Raw genomic sequence first — 21,206 nt, forward strand, 5'->3', positions numbered from 1 at the left:
GCGGCGCGGCCGGTGCGTTCGGTCGTCCGGGCGGTGCGCCGCGGCGTGGCCGCAAGTCGAAGCGGGCAAAGCGCGCCGAATACGAGAACATGCAGGCGCCGGTCGTCGGCGGCGTGCGGCTGCCGCACGGTAACGGCGAGACGATCCGGCTGGCCCGAGGCGCTTCGCTGTCCGACTTCGCCGACAAGATCAACGCCAACCCGGCCTCGCTGGTGCAGGCGCTGTTCAACCTCGGCGAGATGGTGACGGCCACGCAATCGGTGGGCGACGAGACGCTCGAGCTGCTGGGCAGCGAGATGAACTACAACGTTCAGGTCGTCAGCCCCGAGGACGAGGACCGAGAACTGCTCGAGTCCTTCGACCTGACCTACGGCGAAGACGAGGGCGGCGAGGAAGACCTGCAGACCCGCCCGCCGGTGGTCACCGTGATGGGCCACGTCGACCACGGTAAGACCCGCTTGCTGGACACCATCCGTAAGGCCAGCGTCCGCGAGGGCGAGGCCGGCGGCATCACCCAGCACATCGGTGCGTACCAGGTGGCTGTCGATCTGGACGGCAACGAGCGGCTCATCACCTTCATCGACACCCCCGGTCACGAGGCGTTCACCGCCATGCGTGCTCGCGGTGCCAAGGCCACCGACATCGCGATCCTGGTGGTAGCGGCCGACGACGGCGTGATGCCGCAGACGGTTGAGGCCATCAACCACGCGCAGGCCGCGGATGTGCCGATCGTGGTGGCGGTGAACAAGATCGATAAGGAAGGCGCCGACCCGGCCAAGATCCGCGGCCAACTCACCGAATACGGTTTGGTGGCAGAAGATTTCGGTGGCGACACGATGTTCGTCGACATCTCGGCCAAGCAGGGCACCAACATCGAGGCGCTGCTCGAAGCGGTGCTGCTGACCGCCGACGCGGCGTTGGACCTGCGCGCCAACCCCGACATGGAAGCCCAGGGTGTGGCCATCGAGGCGCACCTGGACCGCGGTCGCGGGCCGGTGGCCACCGTGCTGATCCAGCGCGGCACCTTGCGGGTCGGCGATTCGGTGGTGGCCGGCGACGCGTACGGCCGCGTTCGACGCATGGTCGACGAGCACGGTGACGACGTCGAGGAGGCGCTGCCGTCGCGGCCGGTGCAGGTCATCGGGTTCACCTCGGTGCCCGGCGCCGGTGACAACTTCCTGGTTGTCGACGAGGACCGCATCGCCCGCCAGATCGCCGACCGGCGCAGCGCCCGCAAGCGCAACGCCCTGGCGGCGCGCAGCCGAAAGCGGATCAGCCTGGAGGACCTGGACTCGGCGCTGAAGGAAACCAGTCAGCTGAACCTGATCCTCAAGGGCGACAACGCCGGTACGGTCGAGGCGCTCGAAGAGGCCTTGATGGGGATCGAGATCGACGACGAGGTGCAGCTGCGCGTCATCGACCGCGGCGTCGGTGGCATCACCGAAACCAACGTGAACCTGGCGTCGGCTTCAGACGCGGTGATCATCGGCTTCAACGTGCGCGCCGAAGGCAAGGCGACGGAGCTGGCCAACCGCGAAGGCGTGGACATCCGGTACTACTCGGTGATCTACCAGGCGATCGACGAGATCGAGAAGGCCCTGCGCGGCATGCTCAAGCCGATCTACGAGGAGAACCAGCTGGGCCGCGCGGAGATCCGCGCGATCTTCCGGTCCTCCAAGGTGGGCATCATCGCCGGTTGCATGATCACCTCGGGTGTGGTGCGCCGCAACGCCAAGGCGCGGTTGCTGCGGGACAATATCGTGGTCACCGAGAACCTGACGATCAACTCGCTGCGGCGGGAGAAGGACGACGTCACCGAGGTCCGCGAAGGTTTCGAGTGCGGTCTGACGCTGGGGTATTCCGACATCAAGGAAGGCGACGTCATCGAGTCCTTCGAGCTCGTGCAAAAGGAACGGTCGTGACCTGGCATGGCTGATCCCGCTCGGGCGCGCCGCCTGGCCAAACGAATCAGCACCATCGTCGCCTCGGCGATCGAGTACGAGATCAAGGATCCGAGGCTGGCCGGGGTCACCATCGTCGACACGAAGGTGACCAACGACCTGCACGATGCGACCGTCTACTACACGGTGATGGGTCCGACACTGGACGACGAGCCGGACCTGGCCGGCGCCGCCGCGGCGCTGGACCGGGCCAAGGGGGTGCTGCGCACCAAAGTGGGTGCGGGCACCGGCGTGCGGTTCACGCCCACCCTGACGTTCGAGCGCGACACCACGACCGACGCGGTCAATCGGATGGAGGAGCTGCTGGCTCGTGCCCGCGCCGCCGACGCCGATCTGGCCAGGGTTCGGGTGGGTGCGAAGCCGGCTGGGGAGGCCGACCCGTACCGTGATAGTGGGTCGGCGGCCGAGACGCCGGCTGCCGGGGGACTTGGCGACGCTAAGGACACCGATGACCACAACCGATCGCAAGATCGATCCGAAGACTGAGCTGACGGGCATGCCTCGCCTTCCTGGGGCGCGCGTCGACGCGGTCGGCGCCGCCGAACTGCTGGAGACCGCGAACACCGTCGCGGTGATCTGCCATGTCCACCCGGACGCGGACACCATCGGTGCGGGCCTGGCGCTGGCCCTGGTGCTGGACGACTGCGACAAGAAGGTGCAGGTCAGCTTCGCCGCCCCAGCGGCACTGCCGGAGTCGCTGCGCTCGCTGCCCGGATGCGAGCTGCTGGTCGGGCCCGAGGAGCTGCGACGCGACGTTGACCTGGTGGTGACCGTCGACGTGCCGAGCATTCATCGGCTCGGCCGGCTGCGCGAGCTGGCCGACCCCGACCAGCAGATGCTGGTCATCGACCACCACGCGTCCAACGGCCTGTTCGGGACGGCGAATTTCGTTGACGCGTCCGCGGATTCGACGACGATGATGGTTGCCGAGATCCTCGACGCGTGGGGCAAGCCGATCAACCTGGCGGTCGGGCACTGCATCTACGCCGGGCTGACCACCGACACCGGGTCATTCCGCTGGGCCAGCCCGCGGGCGTTCCGGCTGGCGGCCCGGCTGCTCGAGATCGGTGTGGACAACGCGTCCATCAGCCGGTCGCTGATGGACAGCCATCCGTTCGCGTGGTTGCCGCTGCTGTCGCGGGTCCTGGCTTCCGCGCGGCTGATGCCCGAGGCGGTCGACGGCCGCGGACTGGTGTATGCCGTTGTCGCCCACCAGGACTGGCTCGGTTCACGCCCCGAGGAGGTGGAGAGCGTGGTCGACATCGTGCGCACCACGCAGGAGGCCGAAGTCGCAGCGGTGTTCAAGGAGGTCGACCCGCGGCAGTGGTCGGTCTCGATGCGGGCCAAGACCGATGTGGACCTGGCCGCCGTCGCGTCCGGATTCGGCGGGGGCGGGCACCGTCTTGCGGCCGGCTACTCGACCACCGGTTCCATCGACGACGTGGTGGCGGCGCTGCGCGCGGCTCTTGGCTGATTTTCGTCAGATCACCAGGCTGGCCTTGCCCGCCTTGGGTGTGCTGGCCGCCGAGCCGCTGTACCTGCTGTTCGACACCGCGGTGGTAGGCCGGCTCGGGGCGGTGGCCCTGGCCGGTCTGGCGATCGGCAGCCTGGTTCTCGGTCTGGTCAGCACCCAGCTCACCTTCCTGTCCTACGGCACGACGGCACGCGCGGCCCGGTACTTCGGGGCGGCCGACCGCGCGACGGCGGTGAACGAAGGGGTGCAGGCGACTTGGCTGGGTTTGGGCCTGGGCGCGGTGATCGTGGCGGTGGTGCAGGCCACGGCGGTGCCGGTGGTATCGGCGATCGCCTCGGGTAGTGAGATCGCTTCAGCGGGCCTGCCGTGGCTGCGGATCGCGATCCTGGGCGTGCCGGCGATCCTGGTGTCGCTGGCCGGAAACGGATGGATGCGCGGGGTGCAGGACACCGTGCGGCCGCTGCGCTATGTGGTCACCGGGTTCGGGGTGTCGGCGTTGCTGTGCCCGTCGCTGGTATTCGGCTGGTTCGGCCTGCCCAGGATGGGATTGCCCGGTTCCGCGGTGGCCAATTTGTGCGGGCAGTGGCTGGCGGCGCTGCTGTTCTGCGGTGCCCTGCTGGCCGAGCGGGTGCCGCTGCGGCTGGACCGCGCCGCGTTGCGAGCCCAGCTCGTGATGGGACGCGATCTGATCCTGCGCAGCCTGGCTTTCCAGACCTGTTATGTCTCGGCCGCCGCGGTGGCGGCCCGGTTCGGCGCCGCCGCGCTGGCGTCCCATCAGATCGTGCTGCAACTGTGGTCGTTTCTGGCGCTGGTGCTCGATTCGCTGGCGATAGCGGCTCAGTCCCTGGTGGGCGCGGCGCTCGGGGCGGGCGATGCGGCCCACGCCAAGTGGGTGGCGTGGCGGGTGACGCTGTTCTCGCTGCTGGCCGCCGCGTTGTTGGCGACCGTCTTTGGGGTCGGTGCCGGGGTGCTGCCCGACCTGTTCACCGACGACCCGTCGGTGCTCAACGCGGTAGCGGTGCCGTGGTGGTTCCTGGTGGCCCAGTTGCCGGTTGCCGGAATCGTTTTCGCGCTGGACGGAGTCCTGCTGGGCGCCGGAGACGCCGCCTTCATGCGCACCGCCACCGTCGTGAGTGCGCTGATCGGATTCCTCCCGCTGATCTGGTTGTCCCTGGCTTACGGGTGGGGGCTGGCCGGCATCTGGTCCGGGTTGAGCACGTTCATGGTGCTGCGGCTGATCTTCGGTGGCTGGCGCACCGTGTCGGGACGCTGGGCGGTGACCGGCACTCGCTGAGTCCGGCCCGTCCCGGCGCTACACTGCGCCGGTGACGACCCAACGGACCCGGCGTCGGTCGTGGGGCGATTACGCGTTGTTCGTCGTGCTGGTCGGGCCGAACCTGGCGCTGCTGATGCTGTTCATCTACCGGCCGCTGGCCGACAACATCCGGTTGTCGTTCTTCGACTGGAACATCTCGGATCCGCGAGCCGAATTCGTCGGGTTCTCCAACTACGCGGAGTGGTTCACCCGCAGCGACACACGGCAGATCGTGCTGAACACGACGATCTTCACGGTCGCGGCGGTGGTCGGTTCGATGGTTTTGGGGCTGGCGCTGGCCATGCTGCTGGACCAGCCGCTGCGCGGGCGAAACTTGGTGCGGTCCACGGTGTTTGCGCCGTTTGTGATCTCGGGGGCGGCGATCGGTCTGGCCGCCCAGTTCGTCTTCGACCCGCACTTTGGCCTGGTGCAGGATCTGCTGCGCCGACTCGGGGCCGGCGTGCCGGACTTCTACCAGGACGCGCGCTGGGCGATGTTCATGATCGTCGTCACCTATGTGTGGAAGAACCTCGGCTACACGTTCGTCATCTATCTGGCGGCGCTGCAAGGCGTGCGCCGAGACCTGTTGGAGGCGGCCGAGATCGACGGTGCGAGCCGGTGGACGACGTTTCGCCGAGTGCTGTTGCCGCAGCTGCGTCCGACGACGTTCTTCCTGTCGATCACTGTGCTGATCAACTCGTTGCAGGTGTTCGACGTCATCAACGTGATGACCCGGGGCGGGCCGGAGGGCACCGGCACCACCACGATGGTGTACCAGGTCTACCTGGAGACCTTCCGGAACTTCCGCGCCGGCTACGGCGCCACGGTCGCCACCATCATGTTTCTGGTGCTGCTGGCGATCACCTACTACCAGGTGCGGGTGATGGATCGGGGTCAGCACCGATGAGGTCCGCGCGCCTGGCCCGCGTGTTCGGCTACTTGGCAATGCTGCTGGTGGTGGCACTCGTCGCCGGGCCGCTGACGTTCGTGTTCCTCACCTCGTTCAAGGAGCAGCCCGACATCTACTCCCAGCCGACCACCTGGTGGCCGCCGCACTGGCATCCGCAGAACTATCGGACTGCCACCCAACAGATTCCGTTCTGGACCTTTCTGCGGAACTCGGTGGTTCTCACCTCTTCGCTGGCGTTGGCGAAGTTTGTCCTCGGCGTGTTCAGCGCCTTCGGGCTGGTGTTCATCCGGTTCCCCGGCCGCAACGCGGTGTTCCTGTTGATCATCGCCGCGTTGATGGTGCCCAACCAGATCACAGTGATCTCCAACTACGCGTTGATATCTCAATTGGGCCTGCGCAACACTTTCCCGGGCATCATCCTGCCGCTGGCGGGCGTCGCGTTCGGAACCTTCCTGATGCGCAACCACTTCCTGTCCTTGCCCGCCGAGGTGATCGAAGCCGCCCGGATGGACGGGGCGCGGTGGTGGCAGCTGTTGCTGCGCGTCGTGCTGCCGATGTCGGGACCCACCATGGTGGCGTTCGGCCTCATCACCGTGGTCAACGAGTGGAACGAGTACCTCTGGCCGTTCCTGATGGCCGACGACGAATCGGTGGCGCCCCTGCCGGTGGGGCTGACGTTCCTGCAGCAGGCCGAGGGAGTGACCAACTGGGGCCCGGTGATGGCGGTCACGCTGCTGGCGATGCTGCCTATCCTGCTCATCTTCGTTGCGCTGCAACGGCAGATGATCAAGGGACTCACCTCCGGCGCGGTCAAAGGTTAGCCGTGGATACCGTGACCCGCAGGCAGTTTCTCGAGCTGACCGGCACGGTGGGTATGACGGCCGGGTGCGCGGGAATGGGCGGCAGCGGTGCGGTCAAGTCCGGAAACGGACCGATGACGTTCTGGTCCAATCATCCTGGAATGTCGACCGCGGTGGAAAGGGAGCTGATCGGCCGCTTCCAGGCGGAGTTCCCCGGCCTGCAGGTGAAGTTGATCGACGCCGGCAAGGACTACGACGAAGTGGCGCAGAAGTTCAACGCCGCGCTGATCGGAACTGATGTCCCGGATGTCGTTGTGCTGGACGATATCTGGTGGTTTCACTTCGCCCTGAGTGGTGTCCTCGCGCCACTCGACGAGCTGATGCGTGAAGTGGGCGTGGACACCCCCGACTATGTGGACTCGTTGCTGGCCGACTACGAGTTCGACGGCCGGCACTATGCGTTGCCCTATGCGCGTTCGACGCCGCTGTTCTACTACAACAAAGTCGTGTGGGAGCGCGCCGGCCTGCCGGATCGCGGACCGGTCTCCTGGCAGGAGTTCGCGCAATGGGGTCCGCGATTGCAGCATGTGGTTGGCGCCAGGAACTGGGCACACGGCTGGGCGAATTCCGAAGCCATCTCCTGGACGTTCGAAGGGCCGAATTGGGCGTTCGGAGGCGCATATTCGGACAGATGGGACCTGAAGTTCACCGACCCGGCGACCATTGCGGCCGGCAACTTTTTTCGCGACTCCATCCACGGCAGCAGGTATGCCGTGGTCGCCAACAATGTCGCCAACGAGTTCGCCACCGGCATTCTGGCCTCGGCGGTGGCGTCGACGGGCGCGCTCGTCGGCATCACCGCCGCGGCCAGATTCGACTTTGGTGTAGCGCCGTTGCCGACGGGTCCCGGCGGTACACCCGCTTGCCCAACCGGCGGGGCCGGACTGGCCATCCCGGCAAAGTTGTCCGACGAACGAAAGCTCAACGCTCTGAAGTTCATTGCCTACCTCACCAGCTCGCAATCCACCGTTTACTTCAGCCAGCGCACCGGTTACCTCGCCGTGCGCAAGTCTGCGGTCAGCGACCCGAGTGAGCAGCGCTATCTCACCGAAAACCCGAATGCCCGAGTCGCTTTCGATCAGCTAGTGCATACCCGCCCGCAGGATTATGCCCGTGTCTTCCTGCCCGGCGCCGATCGTGTCATCGCCTCCGGACTGGAGTCCATCGGGCTGAAGGGATCCGACGTCAGTGCGACATTCGGCGACATGAACAAACAGCTGCAGGTCATCTACGATCGCCAGATCAAACGCAAGCTCTCGGGATTCCGGCATGGCTGAAGTGCGGTATCGTGCGGTCAGCCATCGCTACCCCGGCGCGCCAGGGCTGGCGGTGGACAACCTGGACCTCGAGATCGCCGACGGCGAATTCCTGGTCCTGGTCGGGCCTTCGGGTTGCGGCAAGTCCACCACCCTGCGGATGCTGGCGGGACTGGAAACCGTTGAGAGCGGGCGCATCACGATTGGGGATGTGGACGTCACCGATCTGCCGCCGCGGGCGCGGGACGTGGCGATGGTGTTTCAGAACTATGCGCTGTACCCGAACATGACGGTGGCCGCCAACATGGGATTTGCCTTGCGCAATGCCGGCATGTCGCGCGCCGACACACGCCTGCGTGTCCAGGAAGTCGCCGCGATGCTGGAATTGACTGAGCTGCTGGACCGTAAGCCAGCGAAGCTGTCCGGCGGGCAACGCCAGCGAGTGGCAATGGGACGCGCGATCGTGCGCCGGCCGCAGGTGTTCTGTATGGATGAGCCCCTGTCGAATCTGGATGCCAAGCTGCGGGTCAGCACCCGGTCCCAGATCTCCGGGCTACAACGTCAGCTCGGCACCACCACCGTCTACGTCACCCACGACCAGGTGGAGGCGATGACCATGGGGGACCGGGTCGCCGTGCTCAAAGACGGTGTGCTGCAACAGGTCGACACCCCGCGCGCCCTCTACGACAACCCGGTCAACACCTTCGTCGCCACGTTCATCGGCGCCCCGTCGATGAACCTCATCGACGCCGCGGTGGCAGACGGTGTGGTGTGCTCGCCCGACTTGAGGATTGCCGTGCCCCGTGGAACCGCCGAGCGGGTGCTGGTCGGTATTCGGCCGGAATCCTGGGACGTGGTGCCCGCCGGCGCAGAGGGTTCGCTGACGGTGCACGTCGAGCTCGTCGAGGAACTCGGCTTCGAATCCTTCGTCTACGCGACGCCGGTGGGGCGGGAGGGTTGGACGTCGCTCGCCGAACGAATCGTGTTCCGCACCGACCGTCGCACGGCAGTGCGGGTGGGAGAGGAGTTGGCGATCGTGCCGCACCCGCACGAGGTGCGCTTCTTCGACAGCAGAACCGAGACCCGGGTGGGCTCGGCCTGATGGCGGCGACCCGCTTCGCCCGGCTTCGCCGCGCTTGCGATCGCCGCTCGGTCTGATGGCGGCGACCCGCTTCGCCCGGCTTCGCCGCGCTTGCGATCGCCGCTCGGTCTGATGGCGGCGACCCGCTTCGCCCGGCTTCGCCGCGCTTGCGATCGCCGCTCGGTCTAATGGCGGCGACCCGCTTCGCCCGGCTCCGCCGCGCTTGCGATCGCCGCTAGCGCACCTGCGAGCGGCCTCGCTTGATAACCGCCTCGCGGTTGGCGGCGATGTCGTCGCCGCTGGTCCGGAACTGCCGAGCCGCGGCGGCCTCCAGCCAGAGCCCGCCGCTGGTCTGTGCGTCGTCGATCCGGTGGTAGGAGGCCAGCAGCGCGCGGACCGCCCCCTGGTTGTTGCCGACGATGGACGCCGCGACCTGCCGTGCGGTGGGCAACAGCTGCTCGTGCGGCACCACCTCGGTGACCAGCCCCGCCCGCAGCGCGTCGGCCGCCGACAGGTAATCGCCGGTCATGCTCATCCGCCGGGCCAGGCCCACGCCCACCTTCTGCGGCAGCCGCACGCTGAGCCCCCAGGTCGGCAGCAGGCCCACCCGCGCGTGCGTGTCGGCGAACCGCGCCTGCTCGGAAGCGACCAGGATGTCGCAGTACAGCGCCAGCTCCAGCCCGCCGGTGACCGCCGCACCGTTGATCGCGCCGATCACCGGCTTGGTCAGCGCCGGCCAGCGCGGCGAGATGTCGGGCAGCGCGGTCTGGCCGCCGAGCTCTTTGAGGTCCAGTCCGGCACAGAACACCGGGTCGGCGCCGGTGACGATGACGACGTCGACGGCGTCGTCGCTCTCCGCGTCGGCCAGCGCGCCGAAGAACTGGTCCCGCAGCGCCGAGGACAACGCGTTGCGGGACTGCGGTCGGTTCAGGGTCAGGGTGCGGACCCGCTCTTCGGTGTCGATCAGCAGGATGTCGTCGGTCATGACGTTCACCGTAGCCACGCGCCCGTCGCCGGCATGGGCACCCCCGTGGGCGTGTGCTCGCTCCACCCAACGCAACCCAACACGACGCCTATCGTGAACAGCATGTGCCGGAACATCACCGAACTGCGCGGGCTGGAACCACCCGCAACGTCACAGGAAATCGCGGCCGCGGCGCGCCAGTACGTGCGCAAGGTCAGCGGGATCACGCGTCCGTCGGCGGCCAACGCCGACGCCTTCGAAGCGGCGGTCGCCGAGGTCGCCGCCACCACGGCGAGGCTGCTCGACGCCCTGCCGCAACGCCGGCAGCCGCCCAGGACCGTTCCGCCCCTGCGCCGGCCAGAAGTCATCGCCCGGCTCGCGGGCTCGCAGTGAGGCCGGCGCTCAAGGAGTGGAGCGCCGCCGTGCACGCGCTACTCGACGGGCGTCAGACCATCCTGTTGCGCAAGGGCGGGATCGGTGAAAAGCGCTTCGAGGTGGCGGCCCGGGAGTTCCTGCTGTTCCCGACGACCGCGCACAGCCACGCGCAGCGGGTCCGGCCCGAGCACCGGGACCTGCTCGAGTCTGCGGCCGACGACAGCACCGACGACCACATCACCGTGCGGGCAGCGGCGAAAGTCGTTGCCGCGCTGCCGGTCAACCGGCCGGATGGCCTTGAACTCATCGAGGATCTGCATATCTGGACGGCCGAGTCGGTGCGCGCGGACCGGCTCGACTTCCGGCCCAAACACAAGCTTGCCGTGCTCGTCGTCTCCGCTGCCCCGCTCACCGAGCCGGTGCGGCTGAGCCGAACCCCGGAATATGCGGGCTGCACCAGCTGGGTGCAGCTGCCCGTCGATCCCGCCCGGACCGAACCGGTGCACGACGCCTCGAAACTAGCCGAGATCGCCGCCCGGGTCCGTGACGCCGTCGGCTGAGCCCGTCGGCAGCAGCAACCGGGAGTCGCCGAAGTGCACCGAATGGGTGGCCGCCCGCAACTCACTTCCGGTCAGCAACGGCTCCCCAGTGCCCAGGTTGCGGGCGTAACGGGGGAACCAGCTGCCTGCGATCAGGACGCGGATGCGTGAGCCCGCGGTGAACCGGTGCGCGATCGGGTCCAGCTCGATGCGCACGTCGCGCTCGCCGTCGGCCAGACGCCGGTAACCGTCGCTCACATTTCGGGACCGGCCCTTGGCGTCGACCTCGCTGACCCGGACGAACAGGTCGGCATGGGGGTTGTCGGAGCTGTGCCCCAACTCGAGCACGGGGTTGCCGTACACGTAGAGGTCGGCGTCCAGGGCGGCCCCGGTGAAGCTGAGGACGTCGTCGCGCAGCGCCAGCTCGGTGTCGTCGCGGTAGCCCCCTTTCGGCGACAGCAACGGACCGCCGGTGGTCGGGGTCGGATGCGCCGGGTCATAGCGGAAGTGGGCCGGCCGGGTGTTGATCTCCGGTGGGGTGTCGCCCAGGTGCCCGTAGGGCTGCAGGTAAAGCGACCGTTCGGTGGTGGCCGGGGGCCAGTCAGGCAGGTGGCGCCATCCCTGCCCGGTGACATAGACGTGGACCGGGCTCTCCCGCCGCGCTGCCGGCGCGCCAGCTAGGTGGGTGTCCAGCCAATCCAGGGTTTCCCGCACACACAGCGCCAGGCCTTTGGTGAGCATCTGGATGTGTGTCCAGGGCCCCACCGTCAGCGCGACGTCGACGCCACGGTCGCGCAGGTGCCGATATTGCTGCATGGTCTGGCGCACGAAGATGTCCTGCCAACCTGACAGCAGCAGCACCGGGACCGACGCCCGGTCCAGGGCCGCCGGGAAGCGCAACCGGTCCCAGAACGGGTCGGTGGAGTCGGTGTTTCCCAGCCACGACTCGAACCACGGCGCACCCGCGCCGAGCACCTTGCGTGCCGACCTGCCCAGCGGGACCTCGCCGGCGGCGCGTGCCACTTTGCGCGGCGCGCGGATGCGAGATATCAAGGCCCGGACCCGGCGCGGATCCTCCTGCCGGGAGACCATTTCGCTCCAGGCCAGGAAGTCGACCGAGAACGTTCCGGTGCCCCACACGGATTCGTGGAAATCGTGCGGCCCCACCGTGATCACCGCCGCGGCCAGCTCGGGCGGCGGGTCGTCGAGCAGCGCCCACTGGGTGAAGCCCAGGTAGGACACGCCGATCGTCGCGAAGCGGCCGGTGAACCACGGCTGCTGACGTAGCCACTCCACCGTGTCGGCACCGTCAGCGGCCTCGTTGACCATCGGCTCGAACTCGCCGCCCGACCCGAAGGTGCCGCGCACGCTTTGCAGGACGACGTGATAGCCGCGGGCGGCGTACAACCGGGCGAAAGCCAACGAGAACGGGAACTTGCGCCCGTAGGGACCCCGCGCCAACAGGGTGCCGGCGGGAGTGGCCGTCTGCGGTGCGTAATGGTCGGCGACCAGGCGAACGCCGTCGCGCATCGGGATCTCGACGCGGTTGACGGTGAAGCGGGTGCTGGCGCGGGGCAGACCCAACGCCGCACCCAAGGCGCCCAGCGCGGCCCGGCCGCCGGTGCTCAGTGGGCGCAACCTTGCCTGGTCGCGCCGCAGGGAAGTGATGCTCACGTTCCCAGGTTAGGAAATCGGCTCAGAACTTGTAGAAGGGAGCGAGTTCGTTGGCGCGCTGCAGATTCGTGGACGGGCAGTCGACGTCCGGCTCCGAGTACACCGTCGAGTAGAACAACGACTGCTGAATCACCCCGTAGTCGGTCTTGAAGGTGACCATGCAGGAGATGTACCAGAAGCTGTTGTGATAGGTGGGTTTGAGCACCCAGTACTGGGCGGCGCGGTGGCCCTGGATCGTGGTCTCGATGGCGTCGGGTGGCAACGTCTGGGCGTAGGTGCGCCAGATGATCGGCTCCACCGCGAGCTGGTAATTGCCGGCGTCGAACTGGCAACGTAGTCCCTCCAGCGGTTGCGGAGGCGTGTAGGCCAGGCCGAGTCGCTGAACGGCGTCGAACGGGATGTCAGTGCAGGGGTCGAAAGGGCTCGGGTCGTTGGTCGCCACGATCGGGCTCTTCATGGTGGTTTCCATCGGTTGCGCGGTCGACCGCAACTCGACGGCGCCGTGGCCCGCCCCGGGCGCCTGGTAGTGCCAGCCGGCTAAGCCCACCATGATCGCGGTGACCAGCGCGCTCAGCGCTGCAGCCAGACGTACCTTGGCAAACACGACACCCCCTGCTCTCGGCAGTCCTATTGCCGGGAGTGTACAAGTAGCGTTCGCCCGGTCACAGCGAAACTATTCACCTCGTCGCTAGGGTGGGTAACCGTGGCAGGGCATGAGTCGGGCGGCGGAGGACAGCCGACGCTGTGGGCGGTCTCGGACCTGCACACCGGACACCTGGGCAATAAGCCGGTCACCGAGTCGCTGCACCCCTCGTCACCGGACGACTGGCTGATCGTGTGCGGGGACGTCGCCGAACGCACCGACGAGATCCGCTGGGCGCTGGATCTGCTGCGCAGGCGCTTCGCCAAGGTGATCTGGGTGCCGGGCAACCACGAACTGTGGACCACCAACCGGGACCCGATGCAGATCTTTGGCCGCGCGCGCTATGACTACCTGGTCAACATGTGCGACGAGATGGGTGTCGTCACTCCTGAGCATCCGTTCCCGGTGTGGACCGAACGCGGCGGGCCGGCCACCATCGTGCCGATGTTCCTGCTGTATGACTACACATTTCTGCCTGCCGGCGCCGCCAGTAAGGCCGAGGGCCTGGCGATCGCGAAAGAGCGGAATGTGGTCTGCACCGACGAGTTTTTGCTCTCGTCGGAGCCGTACCCCACCCGCGACGCGTGGTGCCGCGAACGGGTCGCCAAGACCCGCGCCCGGTTGGAGGAGCTGGACTGGATGCAGCCCACCGTGCTGGTCAACCACTTCCCGCTGGTGCGTGAACCCTGCGAGGCGCTGTTCTATCCGGAGTTCTCGCTGTGGTGCGGAACCACCCTGACCGCCGACTGGCACACCCGTTACAACGCGGTGTGCTCGGTCTATGGTCACCTGCACATTCCGCGTACCACCTGGTATGACGACGTGCGGTTCGAGGAGGTGTCGGTCGGTTACCCGCGGGAGTGGCGGCGGCGCAAGCCGTACAGCTGGTTGCGCCAGGTGCTGCCGGATCCGCAGTACGCACCCGGCTACCTGAACGACTTCGGCGGTCACTTCGTGATCACCCCCGAGATGAGGGCGCAGGCCACCCAGTTCCGGGAACGGTTGCGGCAGCGGCAGAACCGGTGACGGCGCGCACGCTGGTGTCGCCGCTGCTGCCCAACACGCTGGCCGGGGAGATGGGCTACGCCGAGCTGTACACGGATCCGCCGGGGCTCACGCCGCTGCCCGAGGAGGAGCCACTGATCGCCAAGTCGGTGGCCAAACGGCGCAGCGAATTCATCACCGTCCGGCATTGCGCACGCATCGCGCTAGGAGAACTGGGTGTGCCGCCGGCGCCGATCCTCAAGGGCGACAAGGGTGAACCATGCTGGCCGGACGGCATCGTCGGCAGCCTGACGCACTGCACGGGCTATCGGGGCGCCGTCGTCGGGCGCAGCGAGGCGGTGCGGTCGGTTGGCATCGACGCCGAACCGCACGACGTGCTGCCCAATGGTGTGCTGGACGCGATCAGCCTGCCCGCCGAGCGCGCCGAGATCCCCAAGGCGATGCCGGAGGGTCTGCATTGGGACCGAATCCTGTTCTGCGCCAAGGAAGCCACCTACAAAGCCTGGTTTCCGCTGACCAAGCGGTGGCTGGGTTTCGAGGACGCGCACATCACCTTTCAGGCCGATTCGGCCGACAGCGGCCGGTTCGTCTCCCGCATCCTGATCGACCCCGCCGCCCTGGCCGGTCCGCCACTGGCATCGCTGGCCGGACGCTGGTCGGTGGAGCGGGGTTTGGTGTTGACGGCGATCGTGCTGTGAGCGCGACCGGCCCCGGCCTGGTGATCGTCGACAAGCCGGCCGGGATGACCAGCCATGACGTGGTGGGGCGTTGCCGGCGCATCTTCGCGACCCGCCGGGTCGGCCACGCGGGCACGCTGGACCCGATGGCCACCGGCGTGCTGGTCGTCGGCATAGAGCGGGCCACCAAGATCCTCGGCTTGCTGACCGCGACCGACAAGTCCTACGCCGCCACCATTCGGCTGGGCCAGTCGACATCCACCGAGGACGCCGAAGGTGAACTGCTGCAATCGGTCTCGACCGAACACATCACCGACGACGCTATCGCGGCCGCCGTCGCAAACCTGCGCGGCGACATCAGCCAGATCCCGTCGGCGGTCAGCGCGATCAAGGTCGGCGGCCGCCGGGCCTATCAACTGGCCCGCGAAGGCCAGGCAGTCGCGCTGCAACCCCGGCCGGTGCGCATCGACCGCTTCGACATCACCGCGGTCCGGCGCGGATCGGAAATCATCGACCTCGACGTGGCCGTCGACTGCTCGTCGGGAACCTACATCCGGGCGTTGGCCCGTGACCTAGGCGACGCGCTGGCGGTGGGCGGGCACCTGACAGCGCTGCGGCGGACCCGGGTGGGTCGCTTCGACCTGACCCAGGCGGCGTCACTCGACGAGCTCGCGGAGCACCCGCGGCTGAGCCTCAGCCTGGACAAGGCCTGCCTGCTGATGTTTCCCCGCCGCGACCTCGATGCCGAGGAGGCCGACGCGAGCGCCAACGGCCGACCGCTCACCGCCGCCGGAATCGAGGGCGTCTATGCGGCAACCGACGCCGAGGGTCGGGTGATCGCGCTGCTGCGGGACGAGGGTGCGCGGACCAAATCGGTCGTCGTCATCCGCCCGGCGACCCTGTGATTCGCCGAGACTGAAAATCTGCAGCGGAAGTTCGAGTGGGGGCCTGCGATTCTTCAGTCTCGGCACCCGATGGACCGCTCCGCACCGCCACATTGCAAACTTGACCCACGCCGCGTGGGAAAGGGGCAACGATGCCTAGCAAGAGCGCCAACAAAGTTTTCGTCGTCGGTGTCGGGATGACGAAATTCGAGAAGCCGGGCCGCCGCGAAGGCTGGGACTACCCGCAGATGGCCAAGGAGTCCGGCAGCAAAGCCCTCGAAGACGCCGGTGTCGACTACTCCGAGATCGAGCAGGGCTACGTCGGCTACTGCTCCGGTGACTCCACGAGTGGCCAACGCGCCCTCTACGAACTGGGCATGACGGGCATCCCGATCGTCAACGTCAACAACAACTGCTCGACGGGATCCACCGCGTTATACCTTGGCGCGCAAGCGATCCGCGGCGGGCTGGCCGACTGCGTACTCGCGCTGGGGTTCGAGAAGATGCAGCCCGGCGCGCTGCAGGGCGGCGCCCAGGACCGGGAATCACCGATGGGTCGGCACGTCAAGGCGCTGGCCGAGATCGACGAATTCGCCTTCCCGGTGGCGCCGTGGATGTTCGGGGCGGCCGGGCGCGAGCACATGAAGAAGTACGGCACCACCGCCGAGCACTTCGCCAAGATCGGCCTGAAGAACCACCGGCACTCGGTCAACAACCCGTACGCGCAGTTCCAGGAGGAGTACACCCTCGACGACATCCTGGCGGCGAAGATGATCTCCGACCCGCTGACCAAACTGCAGTGTTCACCCACCTCCGACGGCTCGGCCGCGGTCGTGCTGGCCAGCGAGGACTACGTGGCCGCGCACGACCTCGCCGGCCAGGCCGTGGAAATCGTCGGGCAGGCGATGACCACCGACTTCGAGTCCACCTTCGACGGCAGCGCTCGCAACATCATCGGTCATGACATGAATGTGCAAGCGGCGCAACGGGTTTACCAGCAGTCCGGCCTCGGCCCCGAGGACTTCCAGGTGATCGAGCTGCACGACTGCTTCTCCGCCAACGAGCTTCTGCTCTACGAAGCGCTCGGGCTGTGCGGCGAAGGCGAGGCCCCCAAGCTGATCGACGACAACCAGACCACCTACGGCGGACGCTGGGTAGTGAACCCGTCGGGCGGGCTCATCTCCAAGGGACACCCGCTGGGTGCGACCGGGCTGGCGCAGTGCTCGGAATTGACCTGGCAGCTGCGCGGCACCGCCGACAAGCGGCAGGTCGACAACGTGACGGCGGCGCTGCAGCACAATATCGGCCTGGGCGGCGCGGCCGTCGTCACCGCCTACCAGCGCGCCGAGCGGTAGGGCTAGCCGACCACCCAGATCGCCCGGGCCGCGGGGCTGCCCAGCTCGACCGTGCTCGCGGCGCCGTCGTCGGATTCGATCGACACCGAGATCATCCCGGCGAACTCGCGACGAGCCAGCACCCGCACCCGGGAGTCCAGGTTGATGCCGACGCTGTCGAAGTACCGCAGCATCTCCGGGTCGGCATCGGAGATGCGGGCGACCTTTCCGGTGTCGCCGTCGTCGCAGACCCACAACTGCCGGGCCGGCGGGGTGGGCACCTGACCGTCGATGGCCGGGATCGGGTCACCGTGCGGGTCGCGCTGGGGAAAACCGAGCTTGGCGTCGATCCGGGCCATCATCCGATCCGAGACGGCGTGCTCGAGGATCTCAGCCTCGTCATGCACCTCGTCCCAGCCGTAGCCAAGCTCGTCGACCAGGAACGTTTCCAGCAACCGGTGCCGGCGCACCATCGCCAGCGCCGCGCGCCGACCCGACTCCGTCAGCGTCACCGCGCCATATTTCTCGTGGTCGACCAGACCCTGCTCGGCGAGGCGGCGGATGGACTCCGAGGCGGTGCTGGCGGACACCCCGAGCTTTTCGGCCAGCAGCTTGGTGCTCACCTTCTGCGGAGCCCCGTCCGGCGACCACTCCTGGACCGTCCAAATGACTTTCAGGTAGTCCTGGGCGACCGCGGTGAGCTCGCCAGGCTCTTCGTCAGCCCTCACAACAACAAATCTTAGGCAACGCAGGCCTAAATCCGCGTGGCGGCGGGCGGGTTGCCCGCCACGAGATTTGTCGCGGGCGGTCACGTCGTAGGCTTGCGATCGTGCAGCGGTGGCGCGGCCAGGATGAGATCCCCACGGACTGGGGCAGATGCGTGCTGACCATAGGGGTCTTCGACGGTGTGCACCGGGGGCACGCCGAGCTGATCGCCCATGCGGTGAAAGCCGCCCGTGCCCGCGACGTGCCGTCGGTGCTGATGACGTTCGACCCGCACCCCATGGAGGTCGTCTACCCCGGCAGCCACCCGGCGCAGCTGACCACCCTGACCCGCCGCGCCGAACTCGTCGAGGAGCTCGGCATCGATGTCTTCCTGGTCATGCCGTTCACCCCAGACTTCATGAAGCTCACCCCCGAGCGCTACGTGCACGAGCTGCTGGTCGAGAACTTGCACGTGGTGGAGGTGGTGGTGGGCGAGAACTTCACCTTCGGCAAGAAGGCGGCCGGCAACGTCGAGACCCTGCGCCGCGCGGGTGAGCGGTTCGGGTTCGCCGTCGAATCGATGTCGCTGCTGTCCGAACACCACAGCAACGAGACCGTGACGTTCTCGTCCACCTACATCCGGTCCTGCGTGGACGCCGGCGACATGGGAGCGGCCAGCGAAGCGCTGGGCCGCCCGCACCGCGTCGAGGGCGTGGTGGTCCGCGGCTACGGGCGCGGCGTGGAGCTGGGTTATCCAACCGCCAACGTGGCGCCGCCGATGTATGCCGCGATCCCGGCCGACGGCGTCTACGCCGCTTGGTTCACGGTGCTTGGACACGGGCCGGCCACCGGCACCGTCGTGCCCGGCGAGCGCTATCAGTCCGCCGTGTCGGTCGGCACCAATCCGACGTTCTCCGGCCGCACCCGCACGGTGGAGGCGTTCGTCCTGGACGCCGACGCGGACCTGTACGGCCAGCATGTCGCGCTGGACTTCGTCGCCCGCATCCGCGGCCAGCGCAAGTTCGGCTCGGTGCCCGAGCTGGTCAAGGAGATCGGCAACGACACCGAGCGAACCCGCGCGCTGCTGAGTTAGTCGCTGGCGCGGGCGCGCTGCTAGACTGCCCGACGACATCGGCGCGTGCTGCGGTTCGCGGTGGCCGCGCCGGGAAATCACTGATCGCGGACCTATTGATGGAGTTGTTTCGTGGCGCTTACTGCCGAGCAGAAAAAAGAGATTCTGAAGTCCTACGGTCTGCACGAGACCGACACCGGATCGCCGGAGGCGCAGATCGCGCTGTTGACCAAGCGCATCGCGGACCTCACCGAGCACCTCAAGGTGCACAAGCATGACCACCACTCGCGCCGCGGCTTGCTGCTGCTGGTGGGGCGCCGCAAGCGGCTGGTCAAGTACCTCACGCAGGTGGATGTGGAGCGTTACCGTTCGCTGATCGAGCGCCTGGGTCTGCGCCGCTGAACCTTGGCGCGATGCGCGCCGTGATCGCGCTAGCCAGCGTGGTCGGCGCATTGACGGGGTGTTCGGCGGGGACCAAAGGACCCGATCTCACCGAATTCAGAGTGGGGGATTGTCTCAATCTCGGCGGCACGCCCGACCGTCCGGAAGCCGCCAAGGCGCCGTGCGGTGGCCCACAATCCAACTTCAAGGTCGCAGCCCTCGTCGGTGACCGGGCCCAATGCCCGACCGACGTGGACTCCTACTACACGGCACACAATTCGATGAGCGGCGCCCGCAACACCCTCTGCCTGGACATCGACTGGGTGATCGGCGGCTGCATGAGCGTCGATCCGCACCACCGCACCGACCCGTTCCGCGTCGACTGCGGCGATGCCTCGGTGCCGCACCGGCATCGCGCCACCCAGATACTTCGTGATCTCGACCCACCCGTCAGCGTCGACCAGTGCGCCAGCGGGCTTGGCTACGCCTACCCCGCACGCCGGTTCGCTGTGTGCGTCGAAGACGTCAGCAACGGACCTCGCACGTAGAGACAGGTAGAGATTCGTCGAGGTCGGGGGTACCCGGTGTACAGTAAGGACGTTCTGGGCCGTGTCGGCCCGAGCAGCTGGTGCGGTCCACGCAGATCCGCATGTGCCGTCCCAGCGAGTCGCTGAGCATGTCGCGAGCGAGCAGCCCGGTCTGATCGGGCGGTCTTCGGTAGTGGCTGCCGGGCTCCCCGGATTAAAGGGAAGGTCGGCCGCTTCGATCGATGGCCGTAGCCGCATTCAGACTCCGCTTCTTGGTTCTCTCGCCGAGCACGCTTCGTGTTGCGCACCGACTCGCGAAACAGCTGAATGACAGAGAGGCCGCACTGACGTCATGTCTGCGACTGAAATTGAAGAAGGCGTATACGAGTCGACCGCCACGATCGACAACGGAAGCTTCGGTACCCGCACCGTCCGTTTCGAGACGGGCCGCCTGGCCCAGCAGGCCGCCGGCGCCGTCGTCGCCTACCTCGACGACGAGAACATGCTGCTGTCGGCGACGACCGCCAGCAAAAACCCCAAGGACCATTTCGACTTCTTCCCGCTGACGGTGGACGTCGAAGAGCGGATGTATGCGGCCGGTCGCATCCCCGGCTCTTTCTTCCGCCGCGAGGGCCGCCCGTCCACCGACGCGATCCTGACCTGCCGGCTCATCGACCGCCCGCTGCGCCCGTCGTTCGTCGACGGCCTGCGCAACGAGATCCAGGTCGTCGTGACGATCCTGAGCCTGGACCCCAACGACCTGTACGACGTGCTGGCGATCAACGCGGCGTCGGCGTCCACCCAGCTGGGCGGCCTGCCGTTCTCCGGCCCGATCGGCGGCGTGCGCGTCGCTCTGATCGACGGCACCTGGGTGGCATTCCCCACTGTCGAGCAACTCGAGCGCGCCGTGTTCGACATGGTGGTCGCGGGCCGCATCGTCGGCGAGGGCGACGACAAGGACGTCGCGATCATGATGGTCGAGGCCGAGGCCACCGAAAGCGTCGTCGAGCTGATCGAGGGCGGCGCGCAGGCGCCGACGGAGACCGTGGTGGCCGAGGGACTGGAAGCCGCCAAGCCGTTCATCGCCGCGCTGTGCGCCGCGCAGCAGGAGCTCGCCGACGCGGCCGCCAAGCCCACCAGCGACTACCCCGTCTTCCCGGCCTACGAGGAGGACGTGTACTACTCGGTGGCCTCGGTGGCCACCGACGAGTTGGCCAAGGCGCTCAGCATCGGCGGCAAGGCCGAGCGCGATCAGCGCACCGACGAGCTCAAGGCCGAGGTCCTCGAGCGCCTAGCCGGGACTTACGAAGGCCGGGAGAAGGAGATCAGCGCCGCATTCCGCTCGCTGACCAAGAAGCTGGTCCGCCAGCGCATCCTCACTGACCACTTCCGCATCGACGGTCGTGGGATCACCGACATCCGCGCACTGTCGGCCGAGGTCTCGGTGGTGCCGCGGGCGCACGGCAGCGCCCTGTTCGAGCGCGGCGAGACTCAGATCCTGGGCATCACCACGCTGGACATGATGAAGATGGCCCAGCAGATCGACTCGCTGGGACCGGGAAACCACCA

21 protein-coding genes and 1 pseudogene are annotated in these 21,206 nt (G+C 67.6%); 18 read left to right on the top strand and 4 right to left on the bottom strand.

The genetic code is table 11. The features are described 5' to 3' along the window. The 8 genes from infB to BN972_RS07885 form a co-directional block, all read left to right on the top strand. Positions 1–1,922: translation initiation factor IF-2 (infB, locus tag BN972_RS07850; RefSeq protein ID WP_036354770.1), on the top strand; the 1,922-nt coding region annotated here is incomplete at its 5' end. Positions 1,923–1,928: 6 nt separating this feature from the next. Next, entirely contained in the window at positions 1,929–2,447 is a 519-nt protein-coding gene (rbfA, locus tag BN972_RS07855) for a 30S ribosome-binding factor RbfA (RefSeq protein WP_036354772.1), read from the top strand. Continuing rightward, entirely contained in the window at positions 2,410–3,435 is a 1,026-nt protein-coding gene (locus BN972_RS07860) for a DHH family phosphoesterase (protein ID WP_036354774.1), read from the top strand. The genes rbfA and BN972_RS07860 overlap by 38 nt, the downstream gene beginning before the upstream one ends. Further along, positions 3,428–4,729 (top strand): MATE family efflux transporter, encoded by a 1,302-nt coding sequence (locus BN972_RS07865; RefSeq protein WP_036354776.1) that lies wholly within the window; start codon positions 3,428–3,430, stop codon positions 4,727–4,729. Before BN972_RS07860 ends, BN972_RS07865 begins: the two co-directional genes overlap by 8 nt. A 31-nt stretch (positions 4,730–4,760) precedes the next feature. Then, positions 4,761–5,657, top strand: a complete 897-nt coding sequence (locus tag BN972_RS07870) for a carbohydrate ABC transporter permease (protein WP_036354778.1) — start codon at positions 4,761–4,763, stop codon at positions 5,655–5,657. Beyond that, positions 5,654–6,481 (top strand): carbohydrate ABC transporter permease, encoded by an 828-nt coding sequence (locus BN972_RS07875; RefSeq protein WP_036354779.1) that lies wholly within the window; start codon positions 5,654–5,656, stop codon positions 6,479–6,481. The genes BN972_RS07870 and BN972_RS07875 overlap by 4 nt, the downstream gene beginning before the upstream one ends. A gap of 2 nt (positions 6,482–6,483) precedes the next feature. Then, entirely contained in the window at positions 6,484–7,797 is a 1,314-nt protein-coding gene (locus BN972_RS07880) for an ABC transporter substrate-binding protein (protein WP_036354782.1), read from the top strand. Continuing rightward, positions 7,790–8,878, top strand: coding sequence for an ABC transporter ATP-binding protein (locus BN972_RS07885; RefSeq protein WP_036354785.1), 1,089 nt, complete (start codon positions 7,790–7,792; stop codon positions 8,876–8,878). The genes BN972_RS07880 and BN972_RS07885 overlap by 8 nt, the downstream gene beginning before the upstream one ends. 214 nt (positions 8,879–9,092) lie before the next feature. Here the strand turns inward: BN972_RS07885 and BN972_RS07890 are convergent, their stop codons facing one another. Further along, positions 9,093–9,842, bottom strand: a complete 750-nt coding sequence (locus BN972_RS07890) for an enoyl-CoA hydratase (protein ID WP_036356919.1) — start codon at positions 9,840–9,842, stop codon at positions 9,093–9,095. Positions 9,843–9,944: 102 nt separating this feature from the next. Between BN972_RS07890 and BN972_RS07895 the strand changes: the two genes are divergently transcribed. Then, a complete protein-coding gene (locus BN972_RS07895) occupies positions 9,945–10,214 on the top strand; it encodes a DUF2277 domain-containing protein (RefSeq protein ID WP_036356922.1) in 270 nt (89 codons plus the stop codon). Beyond that, a complete protein-coding gene (locus BN972_RS07900) occupies positions 10,211–10,756 on the top strand; it encodes a DUF1802 family protein (RefSeq protein WP_036354788.1) in 546 nt (181 codons plus the stop codon). Before BN972_RS07895 ends, BN972_RS07900 begins: the two co-directional genes overlap by 4 nt. Here the strand turns inward: BN972_RS07900 and BN972_RS07905 are convergent. Continuing rightward, a complete protein-coding gene (locus BN972_RS07905; protein ID WP_036354791.1) occupies positions 10,715–12,409 on the bottom strand; it encodes a CocE/NonD family hydrolase in 1,695 nt (564 codons plus the stop codon). The two genes, BN972_RS07900 and BN972_RS07905, sit on opposite strands and share 42 nt — an antisense overlap. Before the next feature lie 22 nt (positions 12,410–12,431). After that, positions 12,432–13,013 (bottom strand): DUF3558 domain-containing protein, encoded by a 582-nt coding sequence (locus tag BN972_RS07910; protein WP_036354794.1) that lies wholly within the window; start codon positions 13,011–13,013, stop codon positions 12,432–12,434. A 99-nt stretch (positions 13,014–13,112) separates the two neighbouring features. Between BN972_RS07910 and BN972_RS07915 the strand changes: the two genes are divergently transcribed. From BN972_RS07915 to BN972_RS07930, 4 genes are all read left to right on the top strand, one after another. Then, positions 13,113–14,078, top strand: a complete 966-nt coding sequence (locus BN972_RS07915; protein WP_036354797.1) for a metallophosphoesterase family protein — start codon at positions 13,113–13,115, stop codon at positions 14,076–14,078. After that, positions 14,075–14,755: a 4'-phosphopantetheinyl transferase PptT gene (pptT, locus tag BN972_RS28745; protein WP_036354799.1), complete on the top strand. Its 681-nt coding sequence runs from the start codon at positions 14,075–14,077 to the stop codon at positions 14,753–14,755. The genes BN972_RS07915 and pptT overlap by 4 nt, the downstream gene beginning before the upstream one ends. Continuing rightward, positions 14,752–15,639 (top strand): tRNA pseudouridine(55) synthase TruB, encoded by an 888-nt coding sequence (truB, locus tag BN972_RS07925; protein ID WP_036354802.1) that lies wholly within the window; start codon positions 14,752–14,754, stop codon positions 15,637–15,639. Before pptT ends, truB begins: the two co-directional genes overlap by 4 nt. Before the next feature lie 131 nt (positions 15,640–15,770). Then, a complete protein-coding gene (locus tag BN972_RS07930; protein WP_036354805.1) occupies positions 15,771–16,973 on the top strand; it encodes a lipid-transfer protein in 1,203 nt (400 codons plus the stop codon). Positions 16,974–16,975: 2 nt separating this feature from the next. Here the strand turns inward: BN972_RS07930 and mntR are convergent, their stop codons facing one another. Then, entirely contained in the window at positions 16,976–17,680 is a 705-nt protein-coding gene (mntR, locus tag BN972_RS07935) for a manganese-binding transcriptional regulator MntR (protein ID WP_036354809.1), read from the bottom strand. Positions 17,681–17,781: 101 nt separating this feature from the next. On the opposite strand from mntR, the gene BN972_RS07940 reads away from it, so the two are divergent. From BN972_RS07940 to BN972_RS07955, 4 genes and pseudogenes are all read left to right on the top strand, one after another. Next, positions 17,782–18,750 carry a bifunctional riboflavin kinase/FAD synthetase gene (locus tag BN972_RS07940; RefSeq protein ID WP_036354810.1) on the top strand — a complete coding sequence of 323 codons (969 nt, stop codon included), beginning with the start codon at positions 17,782–17,784 and terminating at the stop codon, positions 18,748–18,750. A 111-nt stretch (positions 18,751–18,861) separates the two neighbouring features. Then, a complete protein-coding gene (rpsO, locus tag BN972_RS07945; RefSeq protein WP_036354818.1) occupies positions 18,862–19,131 on the top strand; it encodes a 30S ribosomal protein S15 in 270 nt (89 codons plus the stop codon). A gap of 11 nt (positions 19,132–19,142) precedes the next feature. Continuing rightward, a complete protein-coding gene (lppU, locus tag BN972_RS07950; protein WP_036354821.1) occupies positions 19,143–19,658 on the top strand; it encodes an LppU family putative lipoprotein in 516 nt (171 codons plus the stop codon). A gap of 331 nt (positions 19,659–19,989) precedes the next feature. After that, positions 19,990–21,206, top strand: a pseudogene (locus BN972_RS07955) (polyribonucleotide nucleotidyltransferase); the annotation flags it as partial.

It is taken from the genome of Mycobacterium asiaticum DSM 44297 (assembly GCF_000613245.1).
In the GTDB taxonomy this organism is placed as follows: domain Bacteria; phylum Actinomycetota; class Actinomycetes; order Mycobacteriales; family Mycobacteriaceae; genus Mycobacterium; species Mycobacterium asiaticum.